Origin of the sequence: Pedobacter arcticus A12 (assembly GCF_000302595.1) — a bacterium.
In the GTDB taxonomy this organism is placed as follows: Bacteria; Bacteroidota; Bacteroidia; order Sphingobacteriales; family Sphingobacteriaceae; genus Pseudopedobacter; species Pseudopedobacter arcticus.
The window spans coordinates 142,862-168,853 of the sequence record NZ_JH947128.1 but is presented as its reverse complement, the minus strand read 5'-3'; the positions used below and the strand labels follow the sequence as shown (position 1 = coordinate 168,853).

General features: G+C 37.0%; 27 protein-coding genes. 24 read left to right on the top strand and 3 right to left on the bottom strand.

Annotated features, from left to right (window positions below):
- The first annotated feature begins 11 nt into the window (after positions 1-11).
- From B176_RS0116745 to B176_RS0116670, 14 genes are all read left to right on the top strand, one after another.
- On the top strand, positions 12-752 hold the full coding sequence (locus B176_RS0116745) for a (Fe-S)-binding protein (protein ID WP_026063409.1): 741 nt from the start codon (positions 12-14) through the stop codon (positions 750-752).
- Positions 749-2,125, top strand: a complete 1,377-nt coding sequence (locus tag B176_RS0116740; RefSeq protein ID WP_017259988.1) for a lactate utilization protein B — start codon at positions 749-751, stop codon at positions 2,123-2,125. Before B176_RS0116745 ends, B176_RS0116740 begins: the two co-directional genes overlap by 4 nt.
- Positions 2,118-2,702 (top strand): LutC/YkgG family protein, encoded by a 585-nt coding sequence (locus B176_RS0116735; protein ID WP_017259987.1) that lies wholly within the window; start codon positions 2,118-2,120, stop codon positions 2,700-2,702. Before B176_RS0116740 ends, B176_RS0116735 begins: the two co-directional genes overlap by 8 nt.
- Positions 2,703-2,739: 37 nt before the next feature.
- Complete coding sequence (locus B176_RS0116730) at positions 2,740-3,084, top strand: L-rhamnose mutarotase (RefSeq protein WP_026063408.1); 345 nt, start codon at positions 2,740-2,742, stop codon at positions 3,082-3,084.
- A gap of 452 nt (positions 3,085-3,536) precedes the next feature.
- Positions 3,537-5,360, top strand: a complete 1,824-nt coding sequence (locus B176_RS19820; RefSeq protein ID WP_017259985.1) for a DUF4153 domain-containing protein — start codon at positions 3,537-3,539, stop codon at positions 5,358-5,360.
- A 37-nt stretch (positions 5,361-5,397) separates the two neighbouring features.
- A complete protein-coding gene (locus tag B176_RS0116720) occupies positions 5,398-7,194 on the top strand; it encodes a hypothetical protein (protein WP_017259984.1) in 1,797 nt (598 codons plus the stop codon).
- 2 nt (positions 7,195-7,196) lie between these two features.
- The gene (locus B176_RS0116715) at positions 7,197-8,486 is read left to right on the top strand and encodes a serine hydrolase domain-containing protein (RefSeq protein WP_017259983.1); all 1,290 of its coding nucleotides are present in this window, start codon (positions 7,197-7,199) and stop codon (positions 8,484-8,486) included.
- Positions 8,487-8,938: 452 nt separating this feature from the next.
- Positions 8,939-10,033: an acyltransferase family protein gene (locus B176_RS0116700; protein ID WP_017259980.1), complete on the top strand. Its 1,095-nt coding sequence runs from the start codon at positions 8,939-8,941 to the stop codon at positions 10,031-10,033.
- A 155-nt stretch (positions 10,034-10,188) separates the two neighbouring features.
- On the top strand, positions 10,189-10,704 hold the full coding sequence (gene rimM / locus B176_RS0116695; protein ID WP_017259979.1) for a ribosome maturation factor RimM: 516 nt from the start codon (positions 10,189-10,191) through the stop codon (positions 10,702-10,704).
- A gap of 61 nt (positions 10,705-10,765) precedes the next feature.
- The gene (locus B176_RS0116690; protein ID WP_017259978.1) at positions 10,766-11,326 is read left to right on the top strand and encodes a GNAT family N-acetyltransferase; all 561 of its coding nucleotides are present in this window, start codon (positions 10,766-10,768) and stop codon (positions 11,324-11,326) included.
- The gene (gene trmD / locus B176_RS0116685) at positions 11,316-11,990 is read left to right on the top strand and encodes a tRNA (guanosine(37)-N1)-methyltransferase TrmD (RefSeq protein ID WP_026063407.1); all 675 of its coding nucleotides are present in this window, start codon (positions 11,316-11,318) and stop codon (positions 11,988-11,990) included. Before B176_RS0116690 ends, trmD begins: the two co-directional genes overlap by 11 nt.
- Positions 11,991-12,166: 176 nt before the next feature.
- Positions 12,167-12,514: a 50S ribosomal protein L19 gene (gene rplS / locus B176_RS0116680; RefSeq protein ID WP_017259976.1), complete on the top strand. Its 348-nt coding sequence runs from the start codon at positions 12,167-12,169 to the stop codon at positions 12,512-12,514.
- A gap of 90 nt (positions 12,515-12,604) precedes the next feature.
- Positions 12,605-13,750: a mechanosensitive ion channel family protein gene (locus B176_RS0116675; protein WP_017259975.1), complete on the top strand. Its 1,146-nt coding sequence runs from the start codon at positions 12,605-12,607 to the stop codon at positions 13,748-13,750.
- A complete protein-coding gene (locus B176_RS0116670) occupies positions 13,747-14,454 on the top strand; it encodes a hypothetical protein (RefSeq protein ID WP_017259974.1) in 708 nt (235 codons plus the stop codon). The genes B176_RS0116675 and B176_RS0116670 overlap by 4 nt, the downstream gene beginning before the upstream one ends.
- A gap of 42 nt (positions 14,455-14,496) precedes the next feature.
- Here B176_RS0116670 and B176_RS0116665 read toward each other — a convergent pair whose 3' ends face one another.
- Together B176_RS0116665 and B176_RS0116660 are read right to left on the bottom strand one after the other, a co-directional pair.
- Positions 14,497-14,886: a DUF1398 domain-containing protein gene (locus tag B176_RS0116665; RefSeq protein ID WP_017259973.1), complete on the bottom strand. Its 390-nt coding sequence runs from the start codon at positions 14,884-14,886 to the stop codon at positions 14,497-14,499.
- Positions 14,887-15,094: 208 nt separating this feature from the next.
- Positions 15,095-15,616, bottom strand: a complete 522-nt coding sequence (locus tag B176_RS0116660) for an NADPH-dependent FMN reductase (protein ID WP_017259972.1) — start codon at positions 15,614-15,616, stop codon at positions 15,095-15,097.
- Between the two features lie 168 nt (positions 15,617-15,784).
- On the opposite strand from B176_RS0116660, the gene B176_RS0116655 reads away from it, so the two are divergent.
- The 7 genes from B176_RS0116655 (at position 15,785) to B176_RS0116625 (ending at position 22,071) form a co-directional block, all read left to right on the top strand.
- On the top strand, positions 15,785-16,597 hold the full coding sequence (locus B176_RS0116655; RefSeq protein ID WP_017259971.1) for a ParA family protein: 813 nt from the start codon (positions 15,785-15,787) through the stop codon (positions 16,595-16,597).
- A complete protein-coding gene (locus B176_RS0116650; protein WP_017259970.1) occupies positions 16,594-17,523 on the top strand; it encodes a ParB/RepB/Spo0J family partition protein in 930 nt (309 codons plus the stop codon). Before B176_RS0116655 ends, B176_RS0116650 begins: the two co-directional genes overlap by 4 nt.
- A complete protein-coding gene (locus B176_RS0116645) occupies positions 17,523-18,200 on the top strand; it encodes a DUF5683 domain-containing protein (protein WP_017259969.1) in 678 nt (225 codons plus the stop codon). The genes B176_RS0116650 and B176_RS0116645 overlap by 1 nt, the downstream gene beginning before the upstream one ends.
- On the top strand, positions 18,201-18,944 hold the full coding sequence (dapB, locus tag B176_RS0116640; protein WP_017259968.1) for a 4-hydroxy-tetrahydrodipicolinate reductase: 744 nt from the start codon (positions 18,201-18,203) through the stop codon (positions 18,942-18,944). It begins immediately after the preceding gene.
- Between the two features lie 10 nt (positions 18,945-18,954).
- The gene (gene lepB / locus B176_RS0116635; protein ID WP_017259967.1) at positions 18,955-20,052 is read left to right on the top strand and encodes a signal peptidase I; all 1,098 of its coding nucleotides are present in this window, start codon (positions 18,955-18,957) and stop codon (positions 20,050-20,052) included.
- 288 nt (positions 20,053-20,340) lie between these two features.
- A complete protein-coding gene (locus B176_RS0116630; protein WP_017259966.1) occupies positions 20,341-21,597 on the top strand; it encodes a prephenate dehydrogenase in 1,257 nt (418 codons plus the stop codon).
- Between the two features lie 135 nt (positions 21,598-21,732).
- Positions 21,733-22,071 carry a zinc ribbon domain-containing protein YjdM gene (locus B176_RS0116625; RefSeq protein ID WP_017259965.1) on the top strand — a complete coding sequence of 113 codons (339 nt, stop codon included), beginning with the start codon at positions 21,733-21,735 and terminating at the stop codon, positions 22,069-22,071.
- A gap of 97 nt (positions 22,072-22,168) precedes the next feature.
- Here B176_RS0116625 and B176_RS0116620 read toward each other — a convergent pair whose 3' ends face one another.
- Positions 22,169-22,465 (bottom strand): hypothetical protein, encoded by a 297-nt coding sequence (locus B176_RS0116620; RefSeq protein WP_017259964.1) that lies wholly within the window; start codon positions 22,463-22,465, stop codon positions 22,169-22,171.
- A 392-nt stretch (positions 22,466-22,857) separates the two neighbouring features.
- Here B176_RS0116620 and rpsL point away from each other — a divergent pair, with 392 nt between their 5' ends.
- The 3 genes from rpsL to fusA all read left to right on the top strand — a co-directional run bounded on the left by rpsL (position 22,858) and on the right by fusA (position 25,972).
- On the top strand, positions 22,858-23,271 hold the full coding sequence (rpsL, locus tag B176_RS0116615; RefSeq protein ID WP_017259963.1) for a 30S ribosomal protein S12: 414 nt from the start codon (positions 22,858-22,860) through the stop codon (positions 23,269-23,271).
- 19 nt (positions 23,272-23,290) lie between these two features.
- A complete protein-coding gene (gene rpsG, locus B176_RS0116610; RefSeq protein WP_017259962.1) occupies positions 23,291-23,758 on the top strand; it encodes a 30S ribosomal protein S7 in 468 nt (155 codons plus the stop codon).
- 108 nt (positions 23,759-23,866) lie between these two features.
- Positions 23,867-25,972 (top strand): elongation factor G, encoded by a 2,106-nt coding sequence (fusA, locus tag B176_RS0116605; protein ID WP_017259961.1) that lies wholly within the window; start codon positions 23,867-23,869, stop codon positions 25,970-25,972.
- The last annotated feature ends 20 nt before the right edge of the window (positions 25,973-25,992 follow it).

The following is a 25,992-nucleotide window of genomic DNA, read 5'->3' as shown; positions in this document are numbered from 1 at the left end:
CCTATAAGAAAATGAAAGTCGCATTATTTATCCCTTGTTATGTAGATCAATTTTATCCTAATGTGGCAATAGCTACTTTGGAGTTATTAGAGAAATACGGGTGCGAGGTAAGCTACCCTAAAAACCAAACCTGTTGTGGCCAACCCATGGCGAACTCTGGTTTTGAGCATTTAACGGGTGGCTGTGATAGAAACTTTGTAAACAACTTTAAAGGTTACGATTATATTGTTGCGCCTTCTGGAAGCTGTGTGTTGCATATCCGAGAGCATCTCCACGATGAAGATGATCCGGAGGAAGCGAAAAAAATTAGAGAAACCACTTATGAGCTCATCAGTTTTTTAACCGATATTTTAAAAGTGAAAGAACTCAATGCAAGCTTTCCGCATAAAGTGGGCATGCACCAAAGTTGCCACGGATTGCGGGGTTTAAAATTGGCGCAAATGAGTGAATTAAATGCACCCGATTTTTCTAAACCTGCCCAACTACTAAATATGGTAAAGGATATTGAAATTATCCATTTAGGCAGGGTTGATGAATGCTGTGGGTTTGGGGGCACATTTTGCGTTGCCGAAGAAGCAGTATCCGTAAAAATGGGGCAGGATAGGGTAGCAGATCATATCCAGCATGAAGCGGAATATATTACAGGTGTAGATATGTCATGCTTGATGCATATGGAAGGGATTCTGAAAAGACAAAAAAGCAATGTTAAAATTATACACCTTGCAGAAATTTTAAACGGAGGTACAAAATGAAAGTTGCAGACCATGCAGAACGTTCAAGAATATTTAATAAAGACGTTGACCGAGTAGATTGGCATGATGAAACGCTTTGGTTTGTAAGGGGGAAGCGAGATAAAACCATTCATCAGATCCCAGAATGGGAAGAGCTTCGCAATACCGCATCACAGATTAAAGCGCATACGCTTTCTAACCTACACTATTACCTTCAAGAATTTGAGAAAAATGCAACGGCTAACGGTGTTACCGTACATTGGGCAAAAGACGGGGCAGCGCATAATCAAATTGTGCTCGAAATCTTAAAAAAGAACAAGATAAATCAGATGGTAAAAAGTAAGTCTATGCTGACTGAAGAGTGCCATTTGAACCATTTTTTAGAAGAAAATGAGGTAGAAGTTATTGATTCTGATTTGGGCGAGCGTATTTTGCAATTGGCTAAAGACACGCCAAGTCATATTGTATTGCCTTGTATCCATATGAAAAAGGAAGAGATAGGCGAACTTTTTCACGAGCATCTGGGTACGCCAGCAGGAAATGCCGATCCGCAGTTTTTAACCGCTGCCGCTAGGGAAAGTTTAAGAAATACCTTTCTTAATTTTAAAGCCGCACTTACCGGGGTAAATTTTGCAATTGCAGAAACCGGAGAAATAGTGGTAGCAACCAATGAGGGAAATGCAGATATGGGCGTACATTTAGCCGATGTCCATATTGCCAGCATGGGTATAGAAAAGTTGATCCCGCAAAGGAAGCACTTAGGCGTTTTTTTAAGGATACTGACCAGAAGCGCTACCGGGCAACCCATAACTACTTATTCCAGTCATTTTAAAAAACCAGGAGCTGGAAAAGAAATGCATATTATTTTGGTAGATAATGGCAGAACCAGACAGTTGGGTAGAGCGGATTTTAGAAATTCATTAAAATGTATCCGCTGTGGCGCTTGTATGAACACTTGTCCGGTTTACCGCCGAAGTGGCGGACACAGCTATCATAACGTAATCGCAGGTCCAATAGGTTCAATTCTTGCGCCAAACTTGGATATGAAAGAACATGCAGATTTACCATTTGCGTCTACACTTTGTGGCTCATGCTCAAACGTATGTCCGGTAAAAATAGATATTCATGACCAGTTATATAAATGGCGACAGGTAATTGTGAAAGAAGGTTACGTAGACCCAGCAAAAAAGGTTGCGATGGAGGTGATGGCAAAAGCACTAGCCTCACCAACGCTATACCGTTTGGCTGGAAAAGCGGCAAGAACAACTCTTAAATATGCGCCTTTTGTGGTAAACAACAAGTTTAACGCTTGGTACTTACACAGGGAAATGCCAGAAGTGCCCAAAAGTTCTTTTGGAGAATGGTATCAGAAAAACAGAAAGAACAATGACTAGCAGAGACGAGATATTAGCAGCTGTTAAACAAAATCAGCCAGAACTGATTGATTTGCCAGCATTGGATCTGTTTTTTGAGACAGAAAACCCTTCGGATATAGCAAGTTTTTCAAAGGTGTTGGAAGCTATCGGAGGGAAGGCTTACGAGGTGAATGATTACTCGGAAATTATTGCCCAGATTAAGTATGATTTTCTATTAGAAGGTAAAAGAGTAGTGTCTGATTTGCCCGAGTTTTCGGCAATAGCCAAACCTTACACCGGTACAGATAATCATGAACTTGCCGATGTGGAATTGATGATTTTGCCTGCTCATTTTGCAGTTGCCGAAAATGGTGCTTGTTGGATCAGTAGTGAGTTATTTGCAGATCCAATAATGCCTTTTATTCCACAGCATTTAATACTTATTGTAAAGAAAGAAAACGTTGTTGCTACCATGAACCAGGCTTATGCATTAATAGCTACTAAAGACTATGCCTACGCTGCGTTTATTGCCGGGCCATCGAAAACTGCTGATATTGAACAGAGTTTGGTATTGGGTGCCCACGGGCCAAAAAGTATGAAAGTGTTTTTTGTGTGATGAAGGACTCGGCGTTAATCAAAACTTACCCCATATTATGAAAAAATACTGCTTAGCACTTGATTTAAAAGAAGATTCTACACTTATAAAAGAATATGTAGAATGGCATGAGAACGTTTGGCCAGAGATAGTTGAAAGCATCACGAATTCAGGTATCATAGCTATGTCGATTTATAGATTTAATAATAGACTGTTTATGATTATGGAAACTGAAGATTCATTTTCTTTTGAAAAGAAGGCAATTATGGATGCTGGAAATGATAAAGTGCAAGAATGGGAGGAAATTATGTGGAAATATCAGCAACAGATACCTGGCGCAAAAGTGGGTGAGAAATGGGTTTTGATGGAAAGTATATTTTCCTTAGGAGGGCCTGTAAAATAAACTGGGTTATTGTGTTGTAATCAGTTTTTCGGATCATTTCTAAATGAACCATAGGGGGGAAGAACTACTTATCTCTGTCCGAAACTAGCCCATAGTGAATCATTATTATACTGAGCTTCAGTAATGTTTAGGTATTTTCAGATACCCTTTTAACCTCAAATGATACGGTGCGTTTTAGCTTATAGCAGATGATATCACGAAAGCAACAGACTTAACGAGTTGGACTCGGAAAAAGCAGCTTTCTGATGCCGAATATATTAGTGATTTCTTAAAAGTAAAATAAACAGAGGCTTTTGGCTAAATACTCTCCAAGTAAAATTCTAATTATTTGCTATGTAGCTTAAATGAGTACTAATTCTAGCAAATATGGAGTATTATACTGATTGATACTTAGCGGGAAGATATATTTATTGCTAAGCTAAAATTATTATATTTAAGGAAATTAAACACCCATGGAATTTCCTTCGGTAACTCAGCTTTGGCAGTCTTTTTTGGCGGTTTGTAAAAGATTTGGTATCCCAATTTTGTATGCGTTTTTTGCTACAGTTGCAGCTTTATTGCTTTCTTATAAAAGTGGTTTTGAAAATGAACAGATATTAGGAAAGCTCATTTACTTGGGTAATTTTGGTTTAGCCCTATCTATTGCCTTTTCGCTTTACGCCGAAACAAATCCTGCTAGTTTTACAAAAAAGACGATTGCAAACCTCGCAATCCTGCTCATCCTTGTTTTAATCTACGTTACATTACAACCCGCAATCCGGCAGGCCGATGTTTTTATACTGCTGGCTTTGGGCTTTGCTTGTCATTTATTAGTTTCTTTTTCTGCGTTCGCTGGTAATGATAAAGAGGTGGGTTTTTGGCAAATCAACAAAGTATTCTTCCTTAGGTTTGCAACCTCCATATTGTACAGTACAGTACTTTTTATAGGCTTAAGCATTGCTTTGTTAAGTATCAAAACCTTGTTCAATATCCGTTGGGATGGGGATATTTACATCCGTTTATGGATAATTATTGTCGGTCTTTTTAATACTGTTTTCTTTTTAGCTGGCATTCCTGCGCCATTAAATGCACTTAATGAAGAAAATAATTACCCAAAGACCCTAAAAGTTTTTACCCAATACGTGTTAATTCCCCTAGCTAGCATCTATTTGATGATTTTACTAGCCTATGAGGTGAAAATAATTTTACAATGGAGTTTGCCAACCAGCTCAGTCGCCATTTTGATTTTAGGATATGCTGTTTTCGGTATCCTATCCATACTGTTGGTACATCCAGTTAGAAATAACGAAGGCAACAAATGGATTCAGCTCTATAGCAAAAGCTTCTATATATTGATGGTACCTTTGCTGTTACTTTTAGCAGTTGCTATTTGCAAGCGAATATCCGATTATGGCATTACCGAAAGTCGTTATCTGCTCATTGCGCTTTCGTTATGGCTAGCCTTTATCACCATTTATTTTTTAATCAAAGGTCGTGAGCATATACGCATTATCCCCATCAGCTTATTTGTTTTTTCTCTTCTTATTGTGATAGGGCCTTGGAATATGAGGTCTGTTTCGTTGCGGTCGCAAAGCACACGTTTGGCAACTTACCTAAAACAAAAATCATCATACAAACGAGATGAAGAAATCCGTAATTTGGTTCGCCATTTAAATAATAATTATGGAAGCCAAAGCCTACAAAATTTCGTTAAAATAGATTTACAGTCGATTGAATCGCAAAAACGGAAAAAAATAGTAGGAAAAGAAGTAGCGCAGTGGAGTGTACAAAGAGAAATTGCCGACACTGTTTTAAAAAGCTTAAATATTAGTGCTGTTTCGAGAGCCCAGGTTTTAGACGAGCAGCAGAAGAATTATATCAATGCAGAAGAAGGCAGGTTTTCTGTGAAAGGCGCTTCCCAGGTAATAGAAGTAGGCTCTATCTTTGCAGCTGGTAGTAATAAGAAAATCGACTTTGCTGTAGATGGCAGCAGTTTTTCGCTTGTTATTGACGCTGCCGATAATTTGGTGTTAAGTGATGCTAAAAACACAAAGGTTGTTTTTAATGTTAGTGAAATTTTAAAGTCACTATATCACAACAAATCACTTAAAATATCGGCTAATGTGCCTTCTAAGCATACTGTTCCAAATGATCGGTTAATTATTACACACCGCTTTCATAATTATACTTTTAAATTAAGACTGGAAGAGTTGAGTGCTTATTATCCAGAAAAAGAACGTGTGCCGCCTATCAATATTTACTTTAATGGTTATTTGATTGTTTATCCTAATTTGTAGCATAATAATTGATTTATCTGTTATCTAATTTAATTTTATGAATCAAATAGCTACTCCTAAAAAAAAGCATACAGTTTTAAAATGGGTCATCTCCATTATTGGTGTAATCATTTTACTGGTAGGTGGTGCCGCTTGGTATATCAGTGCAAAGTGGAAACCTTTATTAACTACCGCCATTCAAGGTGCTTTAATAGATGCAAGTGACAGCTTGTACACCGTAAAATTTTCTGATATTGAAGTAAATATCCTTTTGGGTAGCGCAACAGTTGATAGCATTGAGATTATACCAAATCTCGATATTTATGAGAAAATGAAAGCTCACCAAGTAGCTCCAGAAAATATTTTCTCCTTAAAAGTTTTTAAGCTGTCGCTAAAGAATATTAAGCCCTTAAAAGTTTACCAACAGAAAAAACTCGATATAAAAAACATCACCATCCAAAACCCCGAATTGTCGGTTTATTACACTAAACTTAATAACCAGATTCAGAAAAAAGAGGATAACAGAACACCTTTCGAGCGAATGAAAAAGACTTTGAAAGAACTAAAAATTGCCAGTATCTTTTTAACAGATGTTAAGTTTAAATATATAGATCAGTCGTACAAGAAACCTAAAATAACAGCTTTTGATCAGATGAATATTCGTTTAAACGATATCCTGGTCGACTCACTGTCAGCCTTAGATACCAACCGCGTTTTTAACACTAGAGATATCATCGCCGAAATCAACAATTATAGCTACGCAACAGCAGATTCTCTGTACCATATCAATATCCATCATGCCTATGTGTCATCGCAGAAAAAAAAGTTGACCATTGGCGGTATGGAATTAAAACCTCGGTTAAGTGAAATGGCTTTTGCCAATCAGTTTAAAAGACAGAATGAACGGTATAAGATCTCCTTTGACTCCATAATTGTTAAAGATATTCAATTTCACGAATTGATTGATAGGAGAAGAGTTAAGAGCAGTAATGTAACGTTAGACAACGGAAGTGTTGCCGTTTTTTTAAATCGTGGAAAACCACAAAAAACAATTGACAAAGGTATTAATTTCCCTCATTTAGCTTTACGGCGATTAAAGTGGGACGTAATTGCAGACACTGTTGTAATTAAAAGCACCAACATTGCGTATACAGAATACAACCCGAAAACACAGGCTAACGGAACGGTTCATTTTAAAGATTTAAGCGGGCGAATTTTTAATGTAACCAATGATTCTGCTTCGTTAATAAAAAAACATACGGCTGATGCCTACTTGCAAACCTATATTATGGGAAAAGGCAAAATAGACATCCATATTGCTTTTAATTTAGTAGATAAGAAAGGAGCATTTTCTTACGATGGTACTTTAGGGCCAATGAGTTTTACAGCTTTAAATCCGTTGACTAAGCCTATGGCAATGCTTTCTACTAAAAGTGGAGAGGTGCAAGGCATGGAATTCAACATTAAAGGTAATGTTGATGGCGCTCAAGGACGCTTGGTTTTAAGATACACAGATTTGAACATTGCCATCATGAAAAAAGATGGTGACGATAATTTGAAAAAATCGGGGATAATTTCTTTCTTAGCAAATGCGTTACTTTTGGATAGCGCTAACCCGAAAGGGAAAGACCCGTTAAAGATTGCGTACCCTGTTTATGAAAGACCCCGCGAGGCCTCCTTTTTTAATTTGATGTGGAAAACAGTTTTTGAGGGTTTGAAAACCAGTGTGGGCATCACTAAAGATAAAGAGAACAAGCTTAAGGAGCGGGCTGATAAGTTTAAGCAGAGTAAATCTGATCGTGGGAAACGGAAAGAAGAGCGCATTAAAAGAAGAGAAGAGAGAAATAGTAAATAATTATGAATAGTAAATTGAAATATTTTGCGTTTGTTTTTGCAACACTTTTTGTCCTTTCCGGATGTTCGCAAAAGGCTTCCAACGGCTTGGTTGCCGCTTCAAATCTTAAAAAATTAGGTGTCGAGGAAGCAAATCTTGATCGTATTGATAGTTTGATTGCAACCGGTTTGGTTAATAATTGGATGGCTGGTGCTACCGCATTGGTGGCAGTAAATGGAAAAGTAATTTACGATAAAGGTTTTGGTTTTAGAGATCGGGAAACAAAAGCTTTAATAAGACCAACTACCGAGTTTAGAATTGCGTCTATGACCAAACCTATTATCACTGCGGCCGCAATGAAATTAGTAGAAGAAGGAAAGTTAAAACTTGATGATAAGGTTTCGAAATACATTCCCGAGTTTGCAAATCCACAGGTTTTACTAAGTTTTAACGAAAAAGACACTACTTATTCTACGGTGAACGCCGGTAAAGAAATTACAATTAAAGATTTGATGACCCATACTTCTGGTATTGGTTATGGATTTGCAGATAAGCGCTTGGCCGCAATTTATAAGAAAAACGGAATTCCAGATTTAGCTGTGGCAGATAGCATTTTTATCCTAAACAAGGTAAAAACCTTAGCAAAGCTGCCATTGGGTGTACAGCCAGAATCTCAGTTTTTTTACGGATTGGGAATTGATGTTTTAGGAGCTGTAATTGAGTGTGCAAGCGACAAGAAATTAGATGTTTATGTAACAGAAAGTATTTTGAAACCTTTAGGTATGCTTGATACTTATTTCTTTTTACCCATCGAAAAAACAACGCGTTTAGCCGTAATGTACGGAGAAACCAGCACTGGAAGATTAGAGCGTTTACCGGTGATTAGCCAAGGTTATAATGTCAATTTTCCAATTGCTGGCGCTAAAACCTATTTTTCTGGAGGCTCGGGATTAACCTCCAATGTGGAAGATTATGCAAAATTTTTGCAGATGATTTTAAACAACGGAAGTTTTGCAGGGAAGCAGATTTTAAAGCCAGAATCTGTTAAAGAGATGACTACCAATCAAATTGGAGATCTGAACGTTGGTAAAAATAAGTTTGGTTTAGGTTTTGAAATTGCCACAATAGATGGCTTGAAAAACGGTGCAAAAGTTGGTAAATTGGGTTGGACGGGGGCATTTAATACCATGTTTTGGATAGATCCAGAAAGAAAATCAATCGCTGTTTTAATGACACAAGTTTACCCAGCTATCCATAAAAAACAGCTTTTTAACCAATTTGAGCAATTGGTTAATGATGCTCTGGATAGGTAGACTCTCGTTTTTAAAAAGAATTTTTATGCGGTTTTATAATTAACGTGATTTTTGGGTATAACAGGTTGATTGCCAATAGATTTGTAGTAAATCATGGCAGAATAATGCAAATTACGGTTGTTTCCCATTCAGTCCAGCCTAAGCACAGACCAAAGTTCACCCTATTTTCGACATCAGAACTTTGCGGTAAAGATGAAGAGAGTAAAAGCACTTCCTTTTTAGCAAAGGGCGTAGTCGAGAGTTTTTGGGTACTTTTTTCGGAAAAAAGTGCCTGCCATTGCCCGGCATGAGGGCAGGAAAGGTTGTGCTGAAAAGGCATCAGCGGTAAAATTTACGTTAACTAACCGTTTTTTTTATGTTTTAGAAATCTATAAACAACATAACTATATAAGAAAAACAGGTAATTTGGCAAAACCACCATTCAAAGAATCTCTTTTAAAAAATGAAAAACAATGCAAGGCCAAACTTTAGACCCAAAGCTTTTAAAAAGTAAACCACATTTTGAGATATTAGACGGATTAAGAGGTTTAGCCGCTGTAGTGGTCGTCATTTTTCATTTTATGGAAATTGTGATTACCGATTTCAGTAAAAATTTCATTTCGCATGGTTATTTAGCGGTAGATTTCTTTTTCTGTTTGTCTGGTTTTGTAATTGCATATGCCTATGATAACCGTATAGCTGGCATGGGCTTAAAAACTTTTATTAAACTAAGGCTAATCCGTTTGCATCCTTTAGTCATCATAGGCTCTATTTTAGGTCTGCTCACCTTTTTATTTGATCCTTATAGTAATTTGTTTGCCGTATATGGTTTTAAAGAAACTGCATTGATTTTTATAACATCGTTTCTGCTAATTCCATACCCGGTAGTAGCCGAACGGTATTTCAACCTGTTTAATTTAAACGCACCTAGTTGGTCGTTGTTTTGGGAATACGTTGCCAACTTAGCTTATGCAATGGTGTTATTTAAAGCTACCAAAAAGATGCTAACGCCACTGTTGTTGATAGCAGCTGCTTGTCTTTTTTATGTAAGTTATAGTTCTGGTCACTTGTTGGGCGGTTGGAGCGGTGAAACATTTTTCGATGGCTTAGCTCGCATCTCTTTTTCTTTTTTAATGGGGATGTTGATTTTCCGTTCTAACTGGATAATTAAAAATAAGTTAGGTTTATTGGGCATGAGTGCCTTATTGCTGATAGCGTTTTTAACTCCTTACAGCCCTCAATGGAATTGGTTAGTTGATTTTATTATCGTTACAATATATTTTCCATTGCTTGTTTCATTAGGTGCCGGTGCAAGTTTAGCTTCTAAACATGATAAAATAAATAAGTTTTCTGGCGACATCTCTTACCCGCTTTACATGACTCATTATCCTTTCATGTGGGTATTTGCAAATTATGTGACCGTAAAAACCCCAAGTATTCATGAGTTGTACTGGGTAATTCCTGTTTCTTTGCTATTGCTCATCGGCTTGGCTTATTTAGTATTTAGAGTACTCGATTTTCCTATACGGAGTTATTTAACCGATAAATTAAAAGCTAGTGCCAGATAAAAAATAATCAATAACACTCCTGTCATCTAAGTGAGGGAAGGTTTTTTGTAACCTAATTCGACTTTTAACTTTTAACTCTCTACTTTTAACTTTCGACTTTTAACTTTATCGTATCTTCGCAGTCTCAAGGAAAATAACGTGGCCTTGCTTGTAAAATGAAAGTTGAAGATTGTTTTGAGATAGGTTACATCAGTAAAACCAGAGGATTAAAAGGAGAGGTGCAGGTTGCATTTACCTTTAGCGAGCCCGAAAAACTGAAGATAAGTGCTGTTTTTATTGAGATTAGTAATAAACTGGTGCCGTATTTTGTAAGCAATTACAAAATCCCCATGCCAATGATCGGTTATTTCAATTTTGAAGATATTGATCATATTGATAAAGCAAGCATCATCACCAAGCGGAAAATATTTTTACCAAATAAGTTAAAACCCAAGCGCAAAAAAGGAGAATTCTTTTTTACAGATTTAATTGGCTTTACTGCAGATGATTTGCATAAAGGCGATTTAGGCGAGATTTTAGATGTGCAAGAATACCCTCAGCAATTTATAGCAACCCTTAAATATCAAGAAAAAGAGGTGATGATTCCCCTTAATGAGGCTTTTATCGCCGAGATAGACATGGATAAAAAAGCGGTGCACTTTGATTTACCCGATGGACTTTTGGATTTGTAGATATCGGGGATAGAGATTTTCCCACTTAACCAAACAAGCGTAGAAACCAAAGCTCATAAAAATGAAAATAACTGTAAACTGGCAACCTCAGCATCTTGACAACTATTTGGTTACTTTAGTTCCGCTGAAAGATTATGATTTTAGAGCATTGTATGAAGTTGCTTCTGATCCCTTGATATGGGAACAACATCCGTCTTTTAACCGATATAAAAAAGATGTTTTCAGAAGATTTTTTAAAAAGGCTTTGCAGTCTAATTCTGCTTTTATAATCATCGATTCACAAAATCATGATGTCATTGGCTCCAGCAGATTTTACGATTATGTCCCCGAAAATAAAACCGTTGCAATTGGCTACACCTTTATGGCAAGAAAATACTGGGGAACCGCGGTTAACAGAGCGCTAAAAACATTGATGATAAACTATGCCTTTGAACAAGGTATTGAAAATTTAATTTTTCATATCGGTGCTACTAACCTACGATCGCAAAAAGCTGTTGAAAAACTTGGAGCGGTAAAAATAAAAGAGTTTACCAAAAGAGATAATGGTGTAGAAAACCGCCATTTCGAATTCGCAATCAATCATATAGATTGGAATAAACAGAAATTAAATGATTCGTTTTGATATTATAACCGTTTTACCGGGATTGTTGCAAAGTCCATTTGCGCATTCGATTTTGCAAAGAGCACAAACTAAAGGCAAAGCAGAAATTGTAGTGCACAACCTTAGAGAGTACGCCCATAATAAGCAAAAAAGTGTAGACGATTATCCTTACGGTGGCGGTAGTGGGATGGTGATGCAGATAGAGCCTTTTGCAAAATGTATAGAGAAATTAAAATCTGAGCGGGATTATGACGAAATCATTTTTATGACACCAGACGGGGTAACGCTAACGCAAACTATAGCTAACGAACTTTCAAGCAAAGGAAATATTATGGTTTTGTGCGGACACTACAAGGGTATAGATCAACGTATAAGAGATATTTACGTTACCCGCGAGCTTTCCGTTGGTGATTATGTTTTATCTGGCGGAGAGTTGCCCGCGGCCATTGTGGTGGATGCTGTGGTTAGGCTGATTCCAGGTGTGCTTAACGATGAGACTTCAGCACTTTCTGATTCTTTCCAAGGAGAATTATTGGATGCGCCTGTGTATTCTCGTCCGGCAGATTGGAACGGCCATAAGGTGCCGGCAATTCTGTTGAGTGGAGACCAAGCCAAAATTGAAAATTGGCGACATGATGAAGCTTTGAAAAGAACGCAAGAAAGAAGGCCGGATTTGTTGGAGTAAATGAAGTGTTGGATACGAGTGCATTATAAAAAGCGTAAGTAGATATTGAAGTTGAAAAAAAATACAACTTAATTTTAAAATTCGTTTTTAATTCTAAAAATTATTCACTAATATTGCACTCCCAAATTTAGGGGACGATAATCATTTTTTTATCGTTATAAATCGCAAAAAAAATCATGGATTTAGTAAAATTTGTAGAAGAGCAGGTAATTGTAAAAGCATCTTTACCTGAGTTTAAGGCTGGAGATACGGTAAGTGTTCACTATAAAATCCGCGAAGGAAATAAAGAACGTATTCAAGTTTACCAAGGTGTTGTTATTCAAAGAAATAGCGCAAACGCTACAGAAACTTTTACTGTTCGTAAAATATCTAACGGAATTGGTGTTGAGCGTATTTTTCCAATACACTCGCCAAACATTGATAAAGTAGAAGTAAACAGTCACGGTAAAGTACGTAGAGCTAAGTTGTACTACCTACGAGCGCTTACTGGTAAAGCTGCCCGTATTAAAACAAGAAGAGTTTAGTTTAACGATATATAAAAGAGGCCTTCCGATTATCTTCGGGAGGTTTTTTTTGTGTCAAAAATTTCGGGTAGAATGAGTAATTTGACGACAATGAATTTAGATTTTTTAAATCAAGTAATACTTGGCAATAGCTTAAAAAGTTATGTGCTTTTTTTTGCTATTCTGCTTTTTGGCTTTTTACTAAAACGGTTAATTTCTAAATATTTAGGAAAGCTTCTTTTCCTGTTTTTTCAAAAATTAGCAAAAAGCATTAAGGTTGATAAGTTTTTGGAGCTATTGCTAAAACCCATAGAGTTTTTAATTACCATAATATTTTTATACATAGCTATTAACCAGTTAAGCTATCCATTAGATGTGGTGGTTTTTAAACGAACCGTTCAAAAAGCAGTTTACACGGTTAAGGTAATAGAGGTTATAGATAAAGTCTTTCTATTTCTGATGATCATTTCTAGCTTCCGCATTTTGTTAAGGCTGATAGATTTTGTGTCGCATGTGTTTGCATATAAAGCTAGTTTGACAGAATCTAAATCAGACGATCAGTTGGTGTCGTTTTTACGTGAGTTTAGTAAAATAGTGGTGATCATTATTGGTGTTTTTGTGGTGATGGGCATAGTATTTAATATGAACATTGCAGCAATTATAGCAGGCTTAGGTATTGGTGGTATTGCCATTGCATTGGCCGCTCAGGATACTTTGCAAAATTTGTTGGGCTCTTTTACCATATTTGCTGATAAACCTTTTGTGGTTGGTGATTCTGTACGTGTGATGGGTTATGATGCTGTAGTTGAAAAAGTGGGTTTTAGAAGTACCGTAGTACGAACGGTGGATAAAACTTTGGTTATTATTCCCAATAAAAAGATGATTGACGGTCCGTTAGAGAATCTTACTTTGAGGAATTTACGAAGGGTGAAGTTTGAGATCGGTCTGTTGTACGGCACTCCGCCAGAAGTATTGAAGAAGATATGCGACGAGATTAAAGCCTACATAGATGAGCGTAACGAAACAAACATGGACACGTATGTTAACTTCGATAACTTTGGTGGGTCTGCGCTCAATATCCAGATTTTATATTATATAGAAATTGTGGACTACGCTATTTACTTAACAATCAAAGAAGAAATCAACTATAAAATTATGGATATTGTGTTGCATAATGGTGCCGATTTTGCATTTCCGTCTAATACGGTTTACCACGAGTTTGGCAATAAAGCTCTATCAATTACTACAAACAAATGATTTATAGGATAATTGCTGCTACATTTCTCTGGTTGCTTTCTACGCAACTGGTTGATGCGCAATCACAGCTTATTCCAATTTACAACAGTAAGAATTTAGTAAATAATACTTTAAAAATCAAAAGTGATAGCGGGAGTTTAAATATTACTGCGTACAGCGCAAATGTGATTAAATTAACTTTTAGTGATGTAAAAACAGATTCAAATATTGTTTCTTCTTCAGGAAGTCCATTGAATATTAGGGTTACCCAAAATTTGGACGACATCTTTTTTGCGACGGATTCTTTATGGGTAATTGTTAGCAAATATGATTTATCCGTAAGGTTTTTGAAAAAGAAAAACGAAGAATTGCTAGTTAAAAACTCCAGTTTCTTTTTAGCTAATCAAAGCCATAATATAGGTTTTTCGCTTAGCGCTGATGATACACCTAATCTTTTTGAGGGCAATAAAATAAGATCGGTCAAGCTTAATAAAGATAAGCCCTTTATCGGAAAAAAGAAGATGTGTAACCCGTTATTGATCTCGCCGAAAGGTTATGCTTTGTTTGTTAAAAGCGCTTCAAAGGAAAAAACAAAGATAAGCACAGCAGTAAATCATCAAATTAAATTTGAGTTGGACAGCTCGCTCAATACGTTTTACTTTTTAAGCGGGAATACGGATGAAATCAAAAGAAATTTAGATCTGATCAAAGTTCAGTTGCCTTAACAAACTTACAATTACGAAATCTTCTGAACGGTGAAACCAATGCTAAGTTGGAATCTTCTCTACCAAAATTGTGTTCCCTGCTAAATCAAAATAAGTACAGGTCATTTTATCCAAATCGGCAAACCACTTTTCAATTCCTGTTTCAGCACAATCATTGCAAAAGGTAAAATAATCGGTTTGTCCTTGTTGATGAATTCTTAATCGGTTTTCAAAAGATTCTTTGTTGCTTTTTTCTGCAATGGTTAAAGTGCCATACATGGATTCAGATTTGGTAGAAAAACCTGCTTCGCCAAAATATTCGGTATGGCTGTCTTTTACCCAAGTTTCAAAAGCTTTAACCCCTAACCTTTTGATTTCTTGAATATACTTAGGGAAATCAGCGCCTGATTTTACTTTCCTATGAGCTTCTTTAATTTGTGCTACCGTGAACATTTCTTTGGATTTATTGATGTAAATATATCCAAAATTATTTTTTATAACACGATAAATCTGTGTTAGGGATAGCAGTGGAAATCCTTTTTTGTTGTTCTGAGAATTATTCTCTGAGCGGAGTCGAAGAGGGAGACGAAGAACAACAAAAAAGATTGAAACGGAAAGCCCGATCCCGATCTTTCATCGGGGAAACGCCAAAAGTATATGCTTAAAAAGCGATAAACTTATCCATCTGTTGATTTGTAAACTTCAGGGTATCCTCTTTAAAAAGATCACCGGCTTCATTTAACTCTGTATGTATATGAGGGATATGAATTTTTAAAGGCATCACATGTAAATTAATGTAATTGCATATGCCGGTTAGGTGATCTATCCCTCTGATGTTTCCGTATTTACCTGTCGAGTGCCCTACCAAGGCAACTTTTTTGTCGTAAAATGAATCCGGAAATTTACAGCAATCAATAAAGAGCTTTAAAATTCCGGGGAAACTGCCGTTATATTCTGGAACAACAAAAATAAATTTGTCTGCGGCTGTGATTTGATCTTGTATGGGCTGAAAAGCCTCACTTCTTTGTCCAAATAAATCGGTTTTTATGATGGTTTCTGGTAAGTCAGTAAGGTAAAGTATCTCAGTTTTTAAACCTTTTGTGGCCAAAATTTTTTGGTAATATTCCGATATTTTTGCGGTATTGCTGTTTGGTCGGTTGGTGCTCGAAACAATAATTGTCATGTTTATTTGTTTATAAATAGCTTAACGTGTGGAAATAGATATTGTTTAAATTTGTATCTTGCAACCCTGTTAAAAAAGATTAATAATTTGCTCTCAAACTACAAAAAACGAATATTTTTTTATAAACAGCGAATCAAAGTAAAAGTTTCAAAACAGAGAATTTTTTAGATGAGTAAAATCATAGCAATTGCCAATCAAAAAGGAGGCGTGGGTAAAACCACAACTTCCATAAATTTAGCCGCCAGTTTAGCCGTTTTAGAGTTTAAGACTTTAATTGTGGATGCAGATCCGCAAGCAAATTCTACATCGGGTATTGGATTTGATCCGCGTACCATCAAACATAGCATTTACGAATGTATTATCAATGATGTTACCGCAAGAGAAGCCATACAAAAAACCGATACGCCAAATTTAGATTTACTGCCAGCCCATATTGATTTGGTAGGTGCAGAGATTGAGATGATCAATTTGCATGAGCGTGAGTATAAAATGAAAGCGGTTTTAGAGCAGGTTAAAGACGATTACGATTTTATTATTATTGATTGTTCGCCATCTTTGGGTTTAATTACCATTAATGCTTTAACCGCTGCACATTCGGTAATTATTCCGGTACAGTGCGAGTATTTTGCCTTAGAAGGTTTAGGTAAATTACTAAACACCATAAAAATTGTGCAGAACAGGTTAAACCCAAATTTACAGATTGAGGGTATTTTATTAACCATGTACGATGTGCGTTTGCGCTTATCAAACCAAGTAGTTGAAGAAGTTCGTTCGCATTTTGAAGATTTGGTTTTTAATACCATTATTGCCCGTAATACTCGCTTGAGCGAAGCGCCAAGTTTTGGTATTTCAGTTATTATGCATGATGCAAACTCAAAAGGAGCAATCAATTATTTGAACTTGGCCCGAGAGATTATCCATAAAAACGGTTTAACAGTAGAAAACCCAGAGGCTAACCCCAAAAAGGTATTGAAGAAATGAGTAAAGACAGAAAATTTGGATTAGGCAGAGGTTTGGGCGCATTGTTAAGCGATTCGCCTGATATGAGCAGGGAGAGAAACCAAACAAATACAAACGGAAATTCTTCAGTAACAGATAATCCATCGGCAGCGCTTGGCGCAATAAGCCATGTGAAAGTGAACCAGGTAGCGGTAAACCCTTTTCAGCCAAGGTTTGAATTTGACGAAACTGCCTTAAAAGAACTTTCAGAATCTATACAGCTACAAGGTTTAATTCAGCCCATCACCGTAAGGCAAACGGGTCATAACAGCTATCAGTTAATATCTGGCGAGCGGAGATTAAGAGCATCTAAACTAGCTGGAATTACCGAAATACCAGCTTATATCCGCACTGCAGATGACCAGCAGATGTTGGAAATGGCATTGATTGAAAACATTCAGCGAGAAAACTTAAATGCAATAGAAGTTGCGTTGAGCTTTCAGCGGATGATTGATGAGTGCGAGATTAACCCAGAAGAATTGGGCGATCGTGTTTCTAAAAACAGATCAACAGTTACCAATTACCTGCGCTTGTTAAAACTACCGCCAACTATCCAAGCAGCAATTAGAGATAATCGGATTTCTATGGGGCATGCCAGGGCATTGATTAATGTGGCAAACTTAGAAGCTCAACTTTTTATTTTTCAGGAGATTTTAGATAAAGACCTTTCTGTAAGAAAAGTAGAAGAAATGGTGCGCCAGATGAAAAACGGCATAACCAAACCCGAAGGAAAAGATAAAAAGGCGGATGGGATTTCTTTCCAATACCAGAAAGTTCAGGACGATCTGTCTTCTAAATTCGCTACAAAAATTAAAATGAAAGTGCAGGCAGGCGGAAAAGGAAGTATCGAAATCCCGTTTTTGTCTGACGATGATTTAAGTCGAATTTTGGAACTTTTAGACTGGTAATGTTCAAATACGCTGTCGTTTTTGTTTTTTTTTTAGGATTAGTGCAGGCAACAGCTCAGCAAAAGGATAGTCTTTCTAAAGCTCCTCAAAAAGATACCATCATTGTTAAAGACACCGCAGAAAAACCTAGCTTTAAAGAAAAAGCAAGCAACTTTGGTAAAGAAGTTGGTTTGTTGTTTAAAGACAGTACAAAATTGCAAAACCCGCGAAAAGCTGTTTTACGTTCGGCAATTTTACCGGGTTGGGGGCAGGCCCGCAACGGTAAATGGTGGAAAGTTCCCTTGGTTTACGGCGGTTTTGTAGGCTTGGGCTTGGTTTACGAGTTTAATAATAGGTTTTATAAAGAGCTTTTGACAGAAAGCCAGTATAGGAAAGCAAACCCTAATATTCCTTTAAAAGATCGTTTCAAATTTATTCAGTATCAGGGATACCCTGATGAGCAGATTTATAACGCAAAAGATTTTTACCGCCGCAACAGAGATTTAAGTTTATATAGTACATTTGGCTTTTATCTTTTGCAAATGGTAGATGCTTATATAGACGCGAAATTAGCTACGTTTGATGTGAGTGATGATTTATCGTTACAGGTTAAACCTACAATTTACGTCCCGTCTTACGGAAATGCATACGTTTACGGGCCAGCGCCAATGCTTACTTTAAACCTAAAATTTAAATAAATGAAATTAGCCCTTCTCGGATACGGAAAAATGGGTAAAATGATTGAATCTATCGCTTTAGACAGAAATCATGAAATCGTGTTGATTATTGACCAAAATAACGCCGACGAATTAACCGTAGAAAATCTGCAGAAAGCAGATGTTGCCATAGAATTTAGTACGCCAGATACGGTGTTAAATAATATAGAAACCTGTATCAAAGCAGGCGTTCCCTTAGTTGTAGGTACAACAGGGTGGTATGGCCATTTGCAAAAAGTAAAGGACGATTGCCTAAGTGCAGATACGGCCGTAATGTATGGTTCAAACTTTAGTGTTGGCGTAAATATATTCTTTAACCTTAACCAGCAATTGGCAAAAATGATGAACAATTTTGCCGATCAGTACGATGTTGCAATTGAGGAAATTCACCATATCCATAAATTGGATTCGCCAAGTGGAACCGCAATTACCATTGCAGAGGATGTGATAGCAGAATTTGACAAAAAAACGGAGTGGGTAGATGTTAAGTCTGAGGATGAAGTAACAAATCATAAACCAGAACATCTAATCATAGCTTCTTACAGAGAAGGCGAAGTGCCAGGCACACATTCGGTAATTTACGATTCGGATGTGGATAGAATAGAATTTAAACACGTAGCTCACGGTCGTCAAGGTTTTGCATTGGGCGCTGTACTCGCCGCCGAATGGTTGAAGGGGAGAAAAGGTTTTTACTCGGTAAAAGAGATGTATAATTTTAACGCTTAATCAGCAAAAAATGAACTGGAAATTCTGGAAAAAAAGTAAGGAAAATAAAAAGAAAAGTGCTGGTAGAGAATGGTTAGATGCAGTAGTTTTTGCGGTTATTGCGGCTACAATCATCAGAGGTTTGTTTATCGAGGCTTACACTATTCCTACGGGTTCAATGGAACGCTCACTTTTGGTTGGCGATTTTTTATTTGTAAGTAAAATGAGTTATGGCGCCCGAACGCCAATCACACCGGTAGCTTTTCCTTTTGCCCACCATACTATGCCAATTACGGGTACAAAGGCTTATTGGGACGGTATTCAGTTGCCTTACTACCGTTTACCGGGATTTGGAACTATTGAGCGTAATGATGTGGTAGTTTTTAACTACCCGATGGACGCTGACGCACCTTTGAATCGCCCGGTTGATAAAAGAGAGAACTACATCAAAAGATGTTTGGGAATCGGTGGTGATACATTGAAAATTGTGAATGCAGTTGTTTACATTAACGGCAAGCCTGCGGATTTACCAAAGATGAGCCAAACGCAATATTACGTAAAAACAGATGGCACCGATTTTAATCCAATGGCGTTAAAAGAAGTTAAAGCAGATGTAGAACGCGTTAACAATGATGAATACGTAATGACCATGCCTAAAGGCGAGGTTGACAAAATCAAAGCATTTTCAAATGTTAAAGTGTTAACACCAGTAGTTGCAGAGCAAGGCGCTTTTGAACAACAGGTTTTTCCTAACGATCCACATTTTAATTGGAACCAAGATAATTTTGGACCAATCATTATTCCTAAAAAAGGTTGGACGGTTAAACTTGACAGCTTGACTTTGCCAATTTACCAACGGGCAATTACAATTTACGAAGGCAATAAGTTAGAGATTAACGGTAACGATATTACCATTAACGGACAAAAAACAGATTCATACATCTTTAAAATGAACTACTATTGGATGATGGGCGATAACCGCCACAACTCTTTAGATTCGAGATATTGGGGTTTTGTGCCAGATGACCATATTGTAGGTAAAGCTTTATTTATTTGGATGAGTTGGGATGAGAATGGTTCTTTTTTAAGTAAAATTAGATGGAGCAGGTTATTGAGAGGGATACATTAAACAATATCCATTAGCTATACGAAATGCGCTATCTGTTAAAGGTAGCGCATTTTTTTTGCGCTCAACTCCGGGTTTAACTAAAAAAGCCACTTGTTTTCTGATTCAGAATATAAAAACTGGAGGTGTTTTTACATGAAGTTTTGCAAGCTTTGCTGATTTTTTTGATAGAAAAACTAAATTTTTGGTACTGAGCGGAGCATAATTTTTAATTGATTGTTGGCCGAGGCATCTAATGTCTTTATTCTATTTTTGCCGTAAAAAATTTACGTTTATATTATCTTAGCAGATATGAAAATTGGAATTGTTGGTTTAGGGGATATGGGAAAGCTTTATGCAATTACTTTTGCAAAAGCAGGGTTAACAGTGCAAGGCTGTGACCTCCCAGATAAATTTGAAGAACTCACATCAGAGCTCTCTCCTTACGGCATTACTGTTCTGCATACTGCCAACGAAGTAGCAGGATCAAGCGATTTTATATTTTATGCTGTTGAAGCGGAGAAAATTGCCGAGGTGGTAGCAAAAACAGCTTTATCCGTAAAAAATGGATCTTTAGTTACCGGGATGACGTCTGTAAAAACACCCGAAGTTGTCGCTTTTGAAAAGTACCTAAACCACGACACGGAAATCATTTTAACCCATTCTTTACATGGCCCAGGCTTTGCAACCAAAGGACAAAAGTTGATTGTTGCCCCGCACAGAATCACGAAAGAGAACTATCAGAAAGCGCTAGCAATACTCCAAGCACTTGAGTCCGAAATCATAGAACTTGAAGATTATCATCAGCATGATCAGATTATGGCAGATACGCAGGCAGTAACCCACATGGGTTTTGAGAGCATGGGCACTGCATGGAAAAACGCAGGAACTTATCCATGGGAGAGTGGGGCTTATGTTTCTGGAATTGATAACGTGAAAATTTTAACGACGCTAAGAATTTTTAGTTATAAGCCACATATATACGCAGGATTAGCAATTTTAAATCCTTATGCATCAAAGCAAATTCAAGGCTATGCGCAATCCGAATCAGCCCTGTTTAAAATGATGATTCAGGAAGATGAGGAGAGTTTTAGAAAGCGGATTTACGAGGCTCGTGATTTTGTTTTCCACGGGCAACATAACCTTATTCTTTTTGATGACGATATCATGAAAGAGTTCAGCATTGGGAACAATAAAACATTTGAAAAGTCCAATTCACATCTTAGTCTGTTGGCCATGGTTGATGCTTGGCACCAGCTAAAAATAAACCCCTATGACAATATGATGTGCCAAACTCCTCCATTCAAATTAAGATTGGGCATTGTTGAGTATTTATTTAAAAATGACGAATTATTGGAGAAAACTATCCAAACTGCGCTTTATGATAAAAGCATCCGAGGTGATGATCTAGAATTTCATACCGCAGTACGAGAATGGGCTTCTTTGATTAACTATAAAGATATGGAAGGTTACAAATCTCATTTTATGCAAGCGAAAGCTTTTTTTGAACCTTTGTTAGAGAAAGGAAGAGCACAAAGCGCAGCTTTGATTAATAGGCTGACTTCTTAAAATGTGTAAGTTAAACTGTCAATGGTAGTCGTTTTTAACACATGAAACAATTAATACTTTACGTGAACAACAGGTCTTATATATCATAACCGTTGTCTCGTTTTCTTATCTTTGCCGTTTTAAAATCCAAAAAATATGAGCATCATTAACTGCCCAAAATGTAATTCAGAATTTACCTACCAAGATCAAGATCACATGACTTGTTCTCAATGCTTTCATGAATGGACTCCTAGCGAGGAAATTATAGAGACTGAAGCGACTGATAAAGTGTTAGACTCAAACGGCAACGAATTGGTAAATGGGGATTCTGTAATTGTTATTAAAGATTTACCAGTTAAAGGTGCGCCAAAGCCGTTAAAAGCTGGAACTAAAGTAAAAAACATCAGATTAACAGATGGCGATCACAATATTTCTTGTAAAATCGATGGTTTTGGAGCAATGAATTTGAAATCAGAATTTGTTAAGAAAGCTTAATAGATCATATTCTATCCAATTTTATTTTTAAAAGATTTTTTTACAATAAAGTCGAGCTATTATATAAGTAACCCGACTTTATTGATTTAGTTATTACTTACTTTCCGCAAGTATAATTTTTCAAAAATGCTTCGTATGTGGTTGTCAATTGTGGACAGTCTTTAACTTGGCTAATAATTTTTTTAAGCGATGTTAAAACCGCATTACAGTTTGCTACACTTGGATCGGTACTGTATTTTGTAACCGCGGCTTGATAAACAGGTAATTCGTTCACAATTGATGCTGAAGCGGTCCCACAACCACCTGCTACTGATGCTTCTTCTTTCTTGCAGCCAAAGAATAAAGTGGAACTTAACAATAAAGCCACTGCGATTTTTAGAGCGTTTCTTTTCATAATTTTTAAGGTTTAAATATTTAATTAACTTTTAATAAAGCTTGCTATAACTTTAGGTTGTTTTTTGGACCACAATAACAAGCCCCCAAATATTGAGTTATTCTAAAAGCAAATAAATACGTAGAAATACGTATTTATTAAAATAGCTATCACTCAAAAATTTGATTTACCAACAATAGCTCTAGTTTTTTATTTCTCCTTATCATACTTGTTGATCTTAAATTTATTTAAAGGGGGGGGGGCTTATTTACTACCTCCTTAAAAAAATAGTCACAACCTATTGAAAATCAAAAAATAAAACCCTACTTTTGCAGTCCTTTTAATTACGAGCGTTAAGCGCTCTGGTACAAAGGATTAAATAATTAATAAAAAACAAATTTAAAGAAAGCTTAATGCCAACCATTCAACAATTAGTTAGGAAAGGTAGAGTAGCTCTGGTGGATAAGAGTAAATCCCCAGCGTTGGACAGCTGTCCACAGCGAAGAGGCGTATGTACACGTGTATATACTACTACCCCTAAAAAACCAAACTCAGCAATGCGTAAAGTTGCTCGTGTACGTTTAACCAACGGAAAAGAGATTAACGCTTACATTCCTGGGGAAGGTCACAACTTACAAGAACACTCTATTGTTTTGGTACGTGGTGGAAGAGTAAAAGATTTACCTGGAGTACGTTACCACATTGTTCGTGGTGCGTTAGATACAGCAGGTGTTGCAGGTAGAAATCAACGTCGTTCAAAGTATGGTACTAAAAAGCCAAAACCAGGACAAGCGGCAGCTGCACCAGCAAAAGGTAAAAAGAAATAATTAAACGGAGGACAAGACAATGAGAAAATCGAAACCAAAAAAGAGAATCATCCTGCCTGACCCGAAGTTTAACGACGTTATGGTTACCAGGTTTGTAAATAATATGATGTACGATGGAAAAAAATCTATCGCTTACGATATTTTTTACGGCGCTATTGAAATTGTTGAAACTAAAACCAGCGAAAACGGTTTAGAGCAATGGAAAAAAGCATTAAATAACATCAGCCCAGGTGTAGAGGTTAAATCTAGACGTGTGGGTGGTGCAAACTTTCAAGTGCCAACTGAAGTAAGACCAGAGCGTAAAATTGCTTTAGGTATGAAATGGTTAATTAGCTATAGCAGAAAGCGTGGTGAAAAAACCATGACTGAGAAGTTAGCTGGTGAAATCATCTCTGCTGCAAAAGGTGAAGGTGCTGCGGTGAAGAAAAAAGAAGATACCCATAAAATGGCTGAGGCTAACAAGGCATTCTCTCACTTTAGATTCTAGAATAAGAATTACACAGATTATAAGATTACACAGATTTTAAAACACCAGTTTTTGCGTAAGTGAAAATTGGTGTAATCTTTAAATCCGTGAAATCACAAAAAAACTAAAATGTCAAGAGATTTAAAATTCACAAGAAATATCGGTATTGCTGCGCACATTGATGCTGGTAAAACCACTACAACAGAGCGTATTTTATTCTACTCTGGTGTAAACCACAAGTTAGGTGAAACTCACGAAGGTTCTGCTACCACCGATTGGATGGCGCAAGAGCAAGAGCGTGGTATCACTATTACTTCTGCTGCGGTAACCGTTGATTGGGCTTACAGAGGGCAAAAGTACCACATGAATATTATTGATACTCCAGGACACGTGGATTTTACCGTTGAGGTAAACAGATCTTTACGTGTATTGGACGGATTGGTATTCTTGTTTTCAGCAGTTGATGGTGTTGAGCCTCAATCAGAAACCAACTGGAGATTAGCTAATAACTACAACGTACCTCGTTTAGGTTTCGTTAATAAAATGGACAGAGCTGGTGCTGACTTCTTAAAAGTTGTTAAGCAGGTTAAAGATATGTTAGGATCAAACGCTATTCCTTTGCAAATTCCAATTGGAGCTGAAGAAGGTTTTAGAGGTGTGGTTGATTTAATTAACTGGAGAGGTATTGTTTGGAATGAAGCAGATAAAGGGATGACTTTTACTGAAGTTCCAATTCCAGAAGATGCAATTGAAGAAGCTACCGAATGGAGGGAGAAATTATTGGAGGCTGTTGCTGAATATGATGAGTCTTTGATGGAAAAATTCTTTGACGCTCCAGAAACTATTACTGAGCGTGAAGTTTTAGATGCATTGCGTAAAGCAACTTTAGATGCTAAAATTGTACCTATGGTTTGTGGTTCATCTTTCAAAAACAAAGGTGTACAAACCATGCTGGATTATGTGATGGAATTATTGCCTTCTCCAATGGACGTTGAAGGAATCACCGGAACTCACCCAGATACTGGCGAAACAATTACTCGTCAGCCATCAGAAAAAGAGCCTTTTGCAGCTTTAGCTTTTAAAATTGCAACAGATCCTTTCGTAGGTCGTTTGTGTTTTATCAGAGTTTACTCTGGGAATTTAGAAGCGGGTTCTTACGTTTATAATGCTCGTTCAGAAAATAAAGAACGTATTTCACGTATATTCCAAATGCATGCTAACAAGCAAAACCCAATTCCTAACGTAGGAGCTGGTGATATTGCTGCGGTAGTAGGATTTAAGGATATTAAAACAGGTGATACGCTTTGCGAAGAAAAGAATCCAATTATTTTGGAATCTATGGATTTTCCAGATCCAGTTATCGGTTTAGCTATTGAGCCAAAAACTCAAGCTGATGCTGATAAATTAGGTGTTGGTTTAGGTAAACTAGCTGAAGAAGATCCAACTTTCAAAGTTCATACTGATGAAGATTCTGGTCAAACCATTATCCAAGGCATGGGTGAGCTTCACTTAGATATTTTAATGGATCGTTTAAAGCGTGAATTTAAAGTAGAAGTTAACCAAGGTGCGCCACAAGTAGCTTACAAAGAGGCTATCACTGGGGAAACTCAACACAGAGAAACTTACAAAAAGCAAACTGGTGGTCGTGGTAAATTTGCGGATATCCAAGTTATTATTTCTCCAGCTGAAGAAGGTAAAGTAGGATTAGAGTTTATCAACGAAATCTCTGGTGGTTCTATTCCTCGTGAATTTATTCCATCTGTACAAAAAGGTTTTGAAGGTTCATTAACGAATGGTGTTTTAGCTGGTTACCCTGTAACCGGTATGAAAGTCCGTTTGATTGACGGATCTTTCCATGCTGTCGATTCAGATGCTTTATCTTTCGAATTAGCTGCTCGTAACGCTTTCCGTGAGGCATTGCCTAAGTGTAAGCCGGTATTGATGGAGCCAATCATGAAGATTGAGGTCTTAACTCCTGAAGAGAACATGGGTGATGTAATGGGTGATTTAAATAGAAGAAGAGGTCAGCTACAAGGTATGGATACAAGAGCAGGTGCTCAGGTAATCAAGGCTTTGGTGCCACTTTCTGAAATGTTTGGTTATGTAACTCAATTACGTACTATTACTTCTGGTAGAGCAACTTCAACAATGGAGTTTGATCACTACGAACCAGCTCCAAAAGGAGTACAGGAAGAAGTGGTTGCTAAGGTTAAAGGAGCGAAAGCAAACGCTTAAATAAGTTAAAAGTCAAAAGT

What these genes read in the sequence shown, in the direction of transcription:
- B176_RS0116745 (WP_026063409.1), top strand. Translation starts at nt 12, where the DNA reads ATGAAAGTCGCATTATTTATCCCTTGTTATGTAGATCAATTTTATCCT.
- B176_RS0116740 (WP_017259988.1), top strand. Translation starts at nt 749, where the DNA reads ATGAAAGTTGCAGACCATGCAGAACGTTCAAGAATATTTAATAAAGAC.
- B176_RS0116735 (WP_017259987.1), top strand. Translation starts at nt 2,118, where the DNA reads ATGACTAGCAGAGACGAGATATTAGCAGCTGTTAAACAAAATCAGCCA.
- B176_RS0116730 (WP_026063408.1), top strand. Translation starts at nt 2,740, where the DNA reads ATGAAAAAATACTGCTTAGCACTTGATTTAAAAGAAGATTCTACACTT.
- B176_RS19820 (WP_017259985.1), top strand. Translation starts at nt 3,537, where the DNA reads ATGGAATTTCCTTCGGTAACTCAGCTTTGGCAGTCTTTTTTGGCGGTT.
- B176_RS0116720 (WP_017259984.1), top strand. Translation starts at nt 5,398, where the DNA reads ATGAATCAAATAGCTACTCCTAAAAAAAAGCATACAGTTTTAAAATGG.
- B176_RS0116715 (WP_017259983.1), top strand. Translation starts at nt 7,197, where the DNA reads ATGAATAGTAAATTGAAATATTTTGCGTTTGTTTTTGCAACACTTTTT.
- B176_RS0116700 (WP_017259980.1), top strand. Translation starts at nt 8,939, where the DNA reads ATGCAAGGCCAAACTTTAGACCCAAAGCTTTTAAAAAGTAAACCACAT.
- rimM (WP_017259979.1), top strand. Translation starts at nt 10,189, where the DNA reads ATGAAAGTTGAAGATTGTTTTGAGATAGGTTACATCAGTAAAACCAGA.
- B176_RS0116690 (WP_017259978.1), top strand. Translation starts at nt 10,766, where the DNA reads ATGAAAATAACTGTAAACTGGCAACCTCAGCATCTTGACAACTATTTG.
- rplS (WP_017259976.1), top strand. Translation starts at nt 12,167, where the DNA reads ATGGATTTAGTAAAATTTGTAGAAGAGCAGGTAATTGTAAAAGCATCT.
- B176_RS0116675 (WP_017259975.1), top strand. Translation starts at nt 12,605, where the DNA reads ATGAATTTAGATTTTTTAAATCAAGTAATACTTGGCAATAGCTTAAAA.
- B176_RS0116670 (WP_017259974.1), top strand. Translation starts at nt 13,747, where the DNA reads ATGATTTATAGGATAATTGCTGCTACATTTCTCTGGTTGCTTTCTACG.
- B176_RS0116665 (WP_017259973.1), bottom strand. Translation starts at nt 14,886, where the DNA reads ATGTTCACGGTAGCACAAATTAAAGAAGCTCATAGGAAAGTAAAATCA.
- B176_RS0116660 (WP_017259972.1), bottom strand. Translation starts at nt 15,616, where the DNA reads ATGACAATTATTGTTTCGAGCACCAACCGACCAAACAGCAATACCGCA.
- B176_RS0116655 (WP_017259971.1), top strand. Translation starts at nt 15,785, where the DNA reads ATGAGTAAAATCATAGCAATTGCCAATCAAAAAGGAGGCGTGGGTAAA.
- B176_RS0116650 (WP_017259970.1), top strand. Translation starts at nt 16,594, where the DNA reads ATGAGTAAAGACAGAAAATTTGGATTAGGCAGAGGTTTGGGCGCATTG.
- B176_RS0116645 (WP_017259969.1), top strand. Translation starts at nt 17,523, where the DNA reads ATGTTCAAATACGCTGTCGTTTTTGTTTTTTTTTTAGGATTAGTGCAG.
- dapB (WP_017259968.1), top strand. Translation starts at nt 18,201, where the DNA reads ATGAAATTAGCCCTTCTCGGATACGGAAAAATGGGTAAAATGATTGAA.
- lepB (WP_017259967.1), top strand. Translation starts at nt 18,955, where the DNA reads ATGAACTGGAAATTCTGGAAAAAAAGTAAGGAAAATAAAAAGAAAAGT.
- B176_RS0116630 (WP_017259966.1), top strand. Translation starts at nt 20,341, where the DNA reads ATGAAAATTGGAATTGTTGGTTTAGGGGATATGGGAAAGCTTTATGCA.
- B176_RS0116625 (WP_017259965.1), top strand. Translation starts at nt 21,733, where the DNA reads ATGAGCATCATTAACTGCCCAAAATGTAATTCAGAATTTACCTACCAA.
- B176_RS0116620 (WP_017259964.1), bottom strand. Translation starts at nt 22,465, where the DNA reads ATGAAAAGAAACGCTCTAAAAATCGCAGTGGCTTTATTGTTAAGTTCC.
- rpsL (WP_017259963.1), top strand. Translation starts at nt 22,858, where the DNA reads ATGCCAACCATTCAACAATTAGTTAGGAAAGGTAGAGTAGCTCTGGTG.
- rpsG (WP_017259962.1), top strand. Translation starts at nt 23,291, where the DNA reads ATGAGAAAATCGAAACCAAAAAAGAGAATCATCCTGCCTGACCCGAAG.
- fusA (WP_017259961.1), top strand. Translation starts at nt 23,867, where the DNA reads ATGTCAAGAGATTTAAAATTCACAAGAAATATCGGTATTGCTGCGCAC.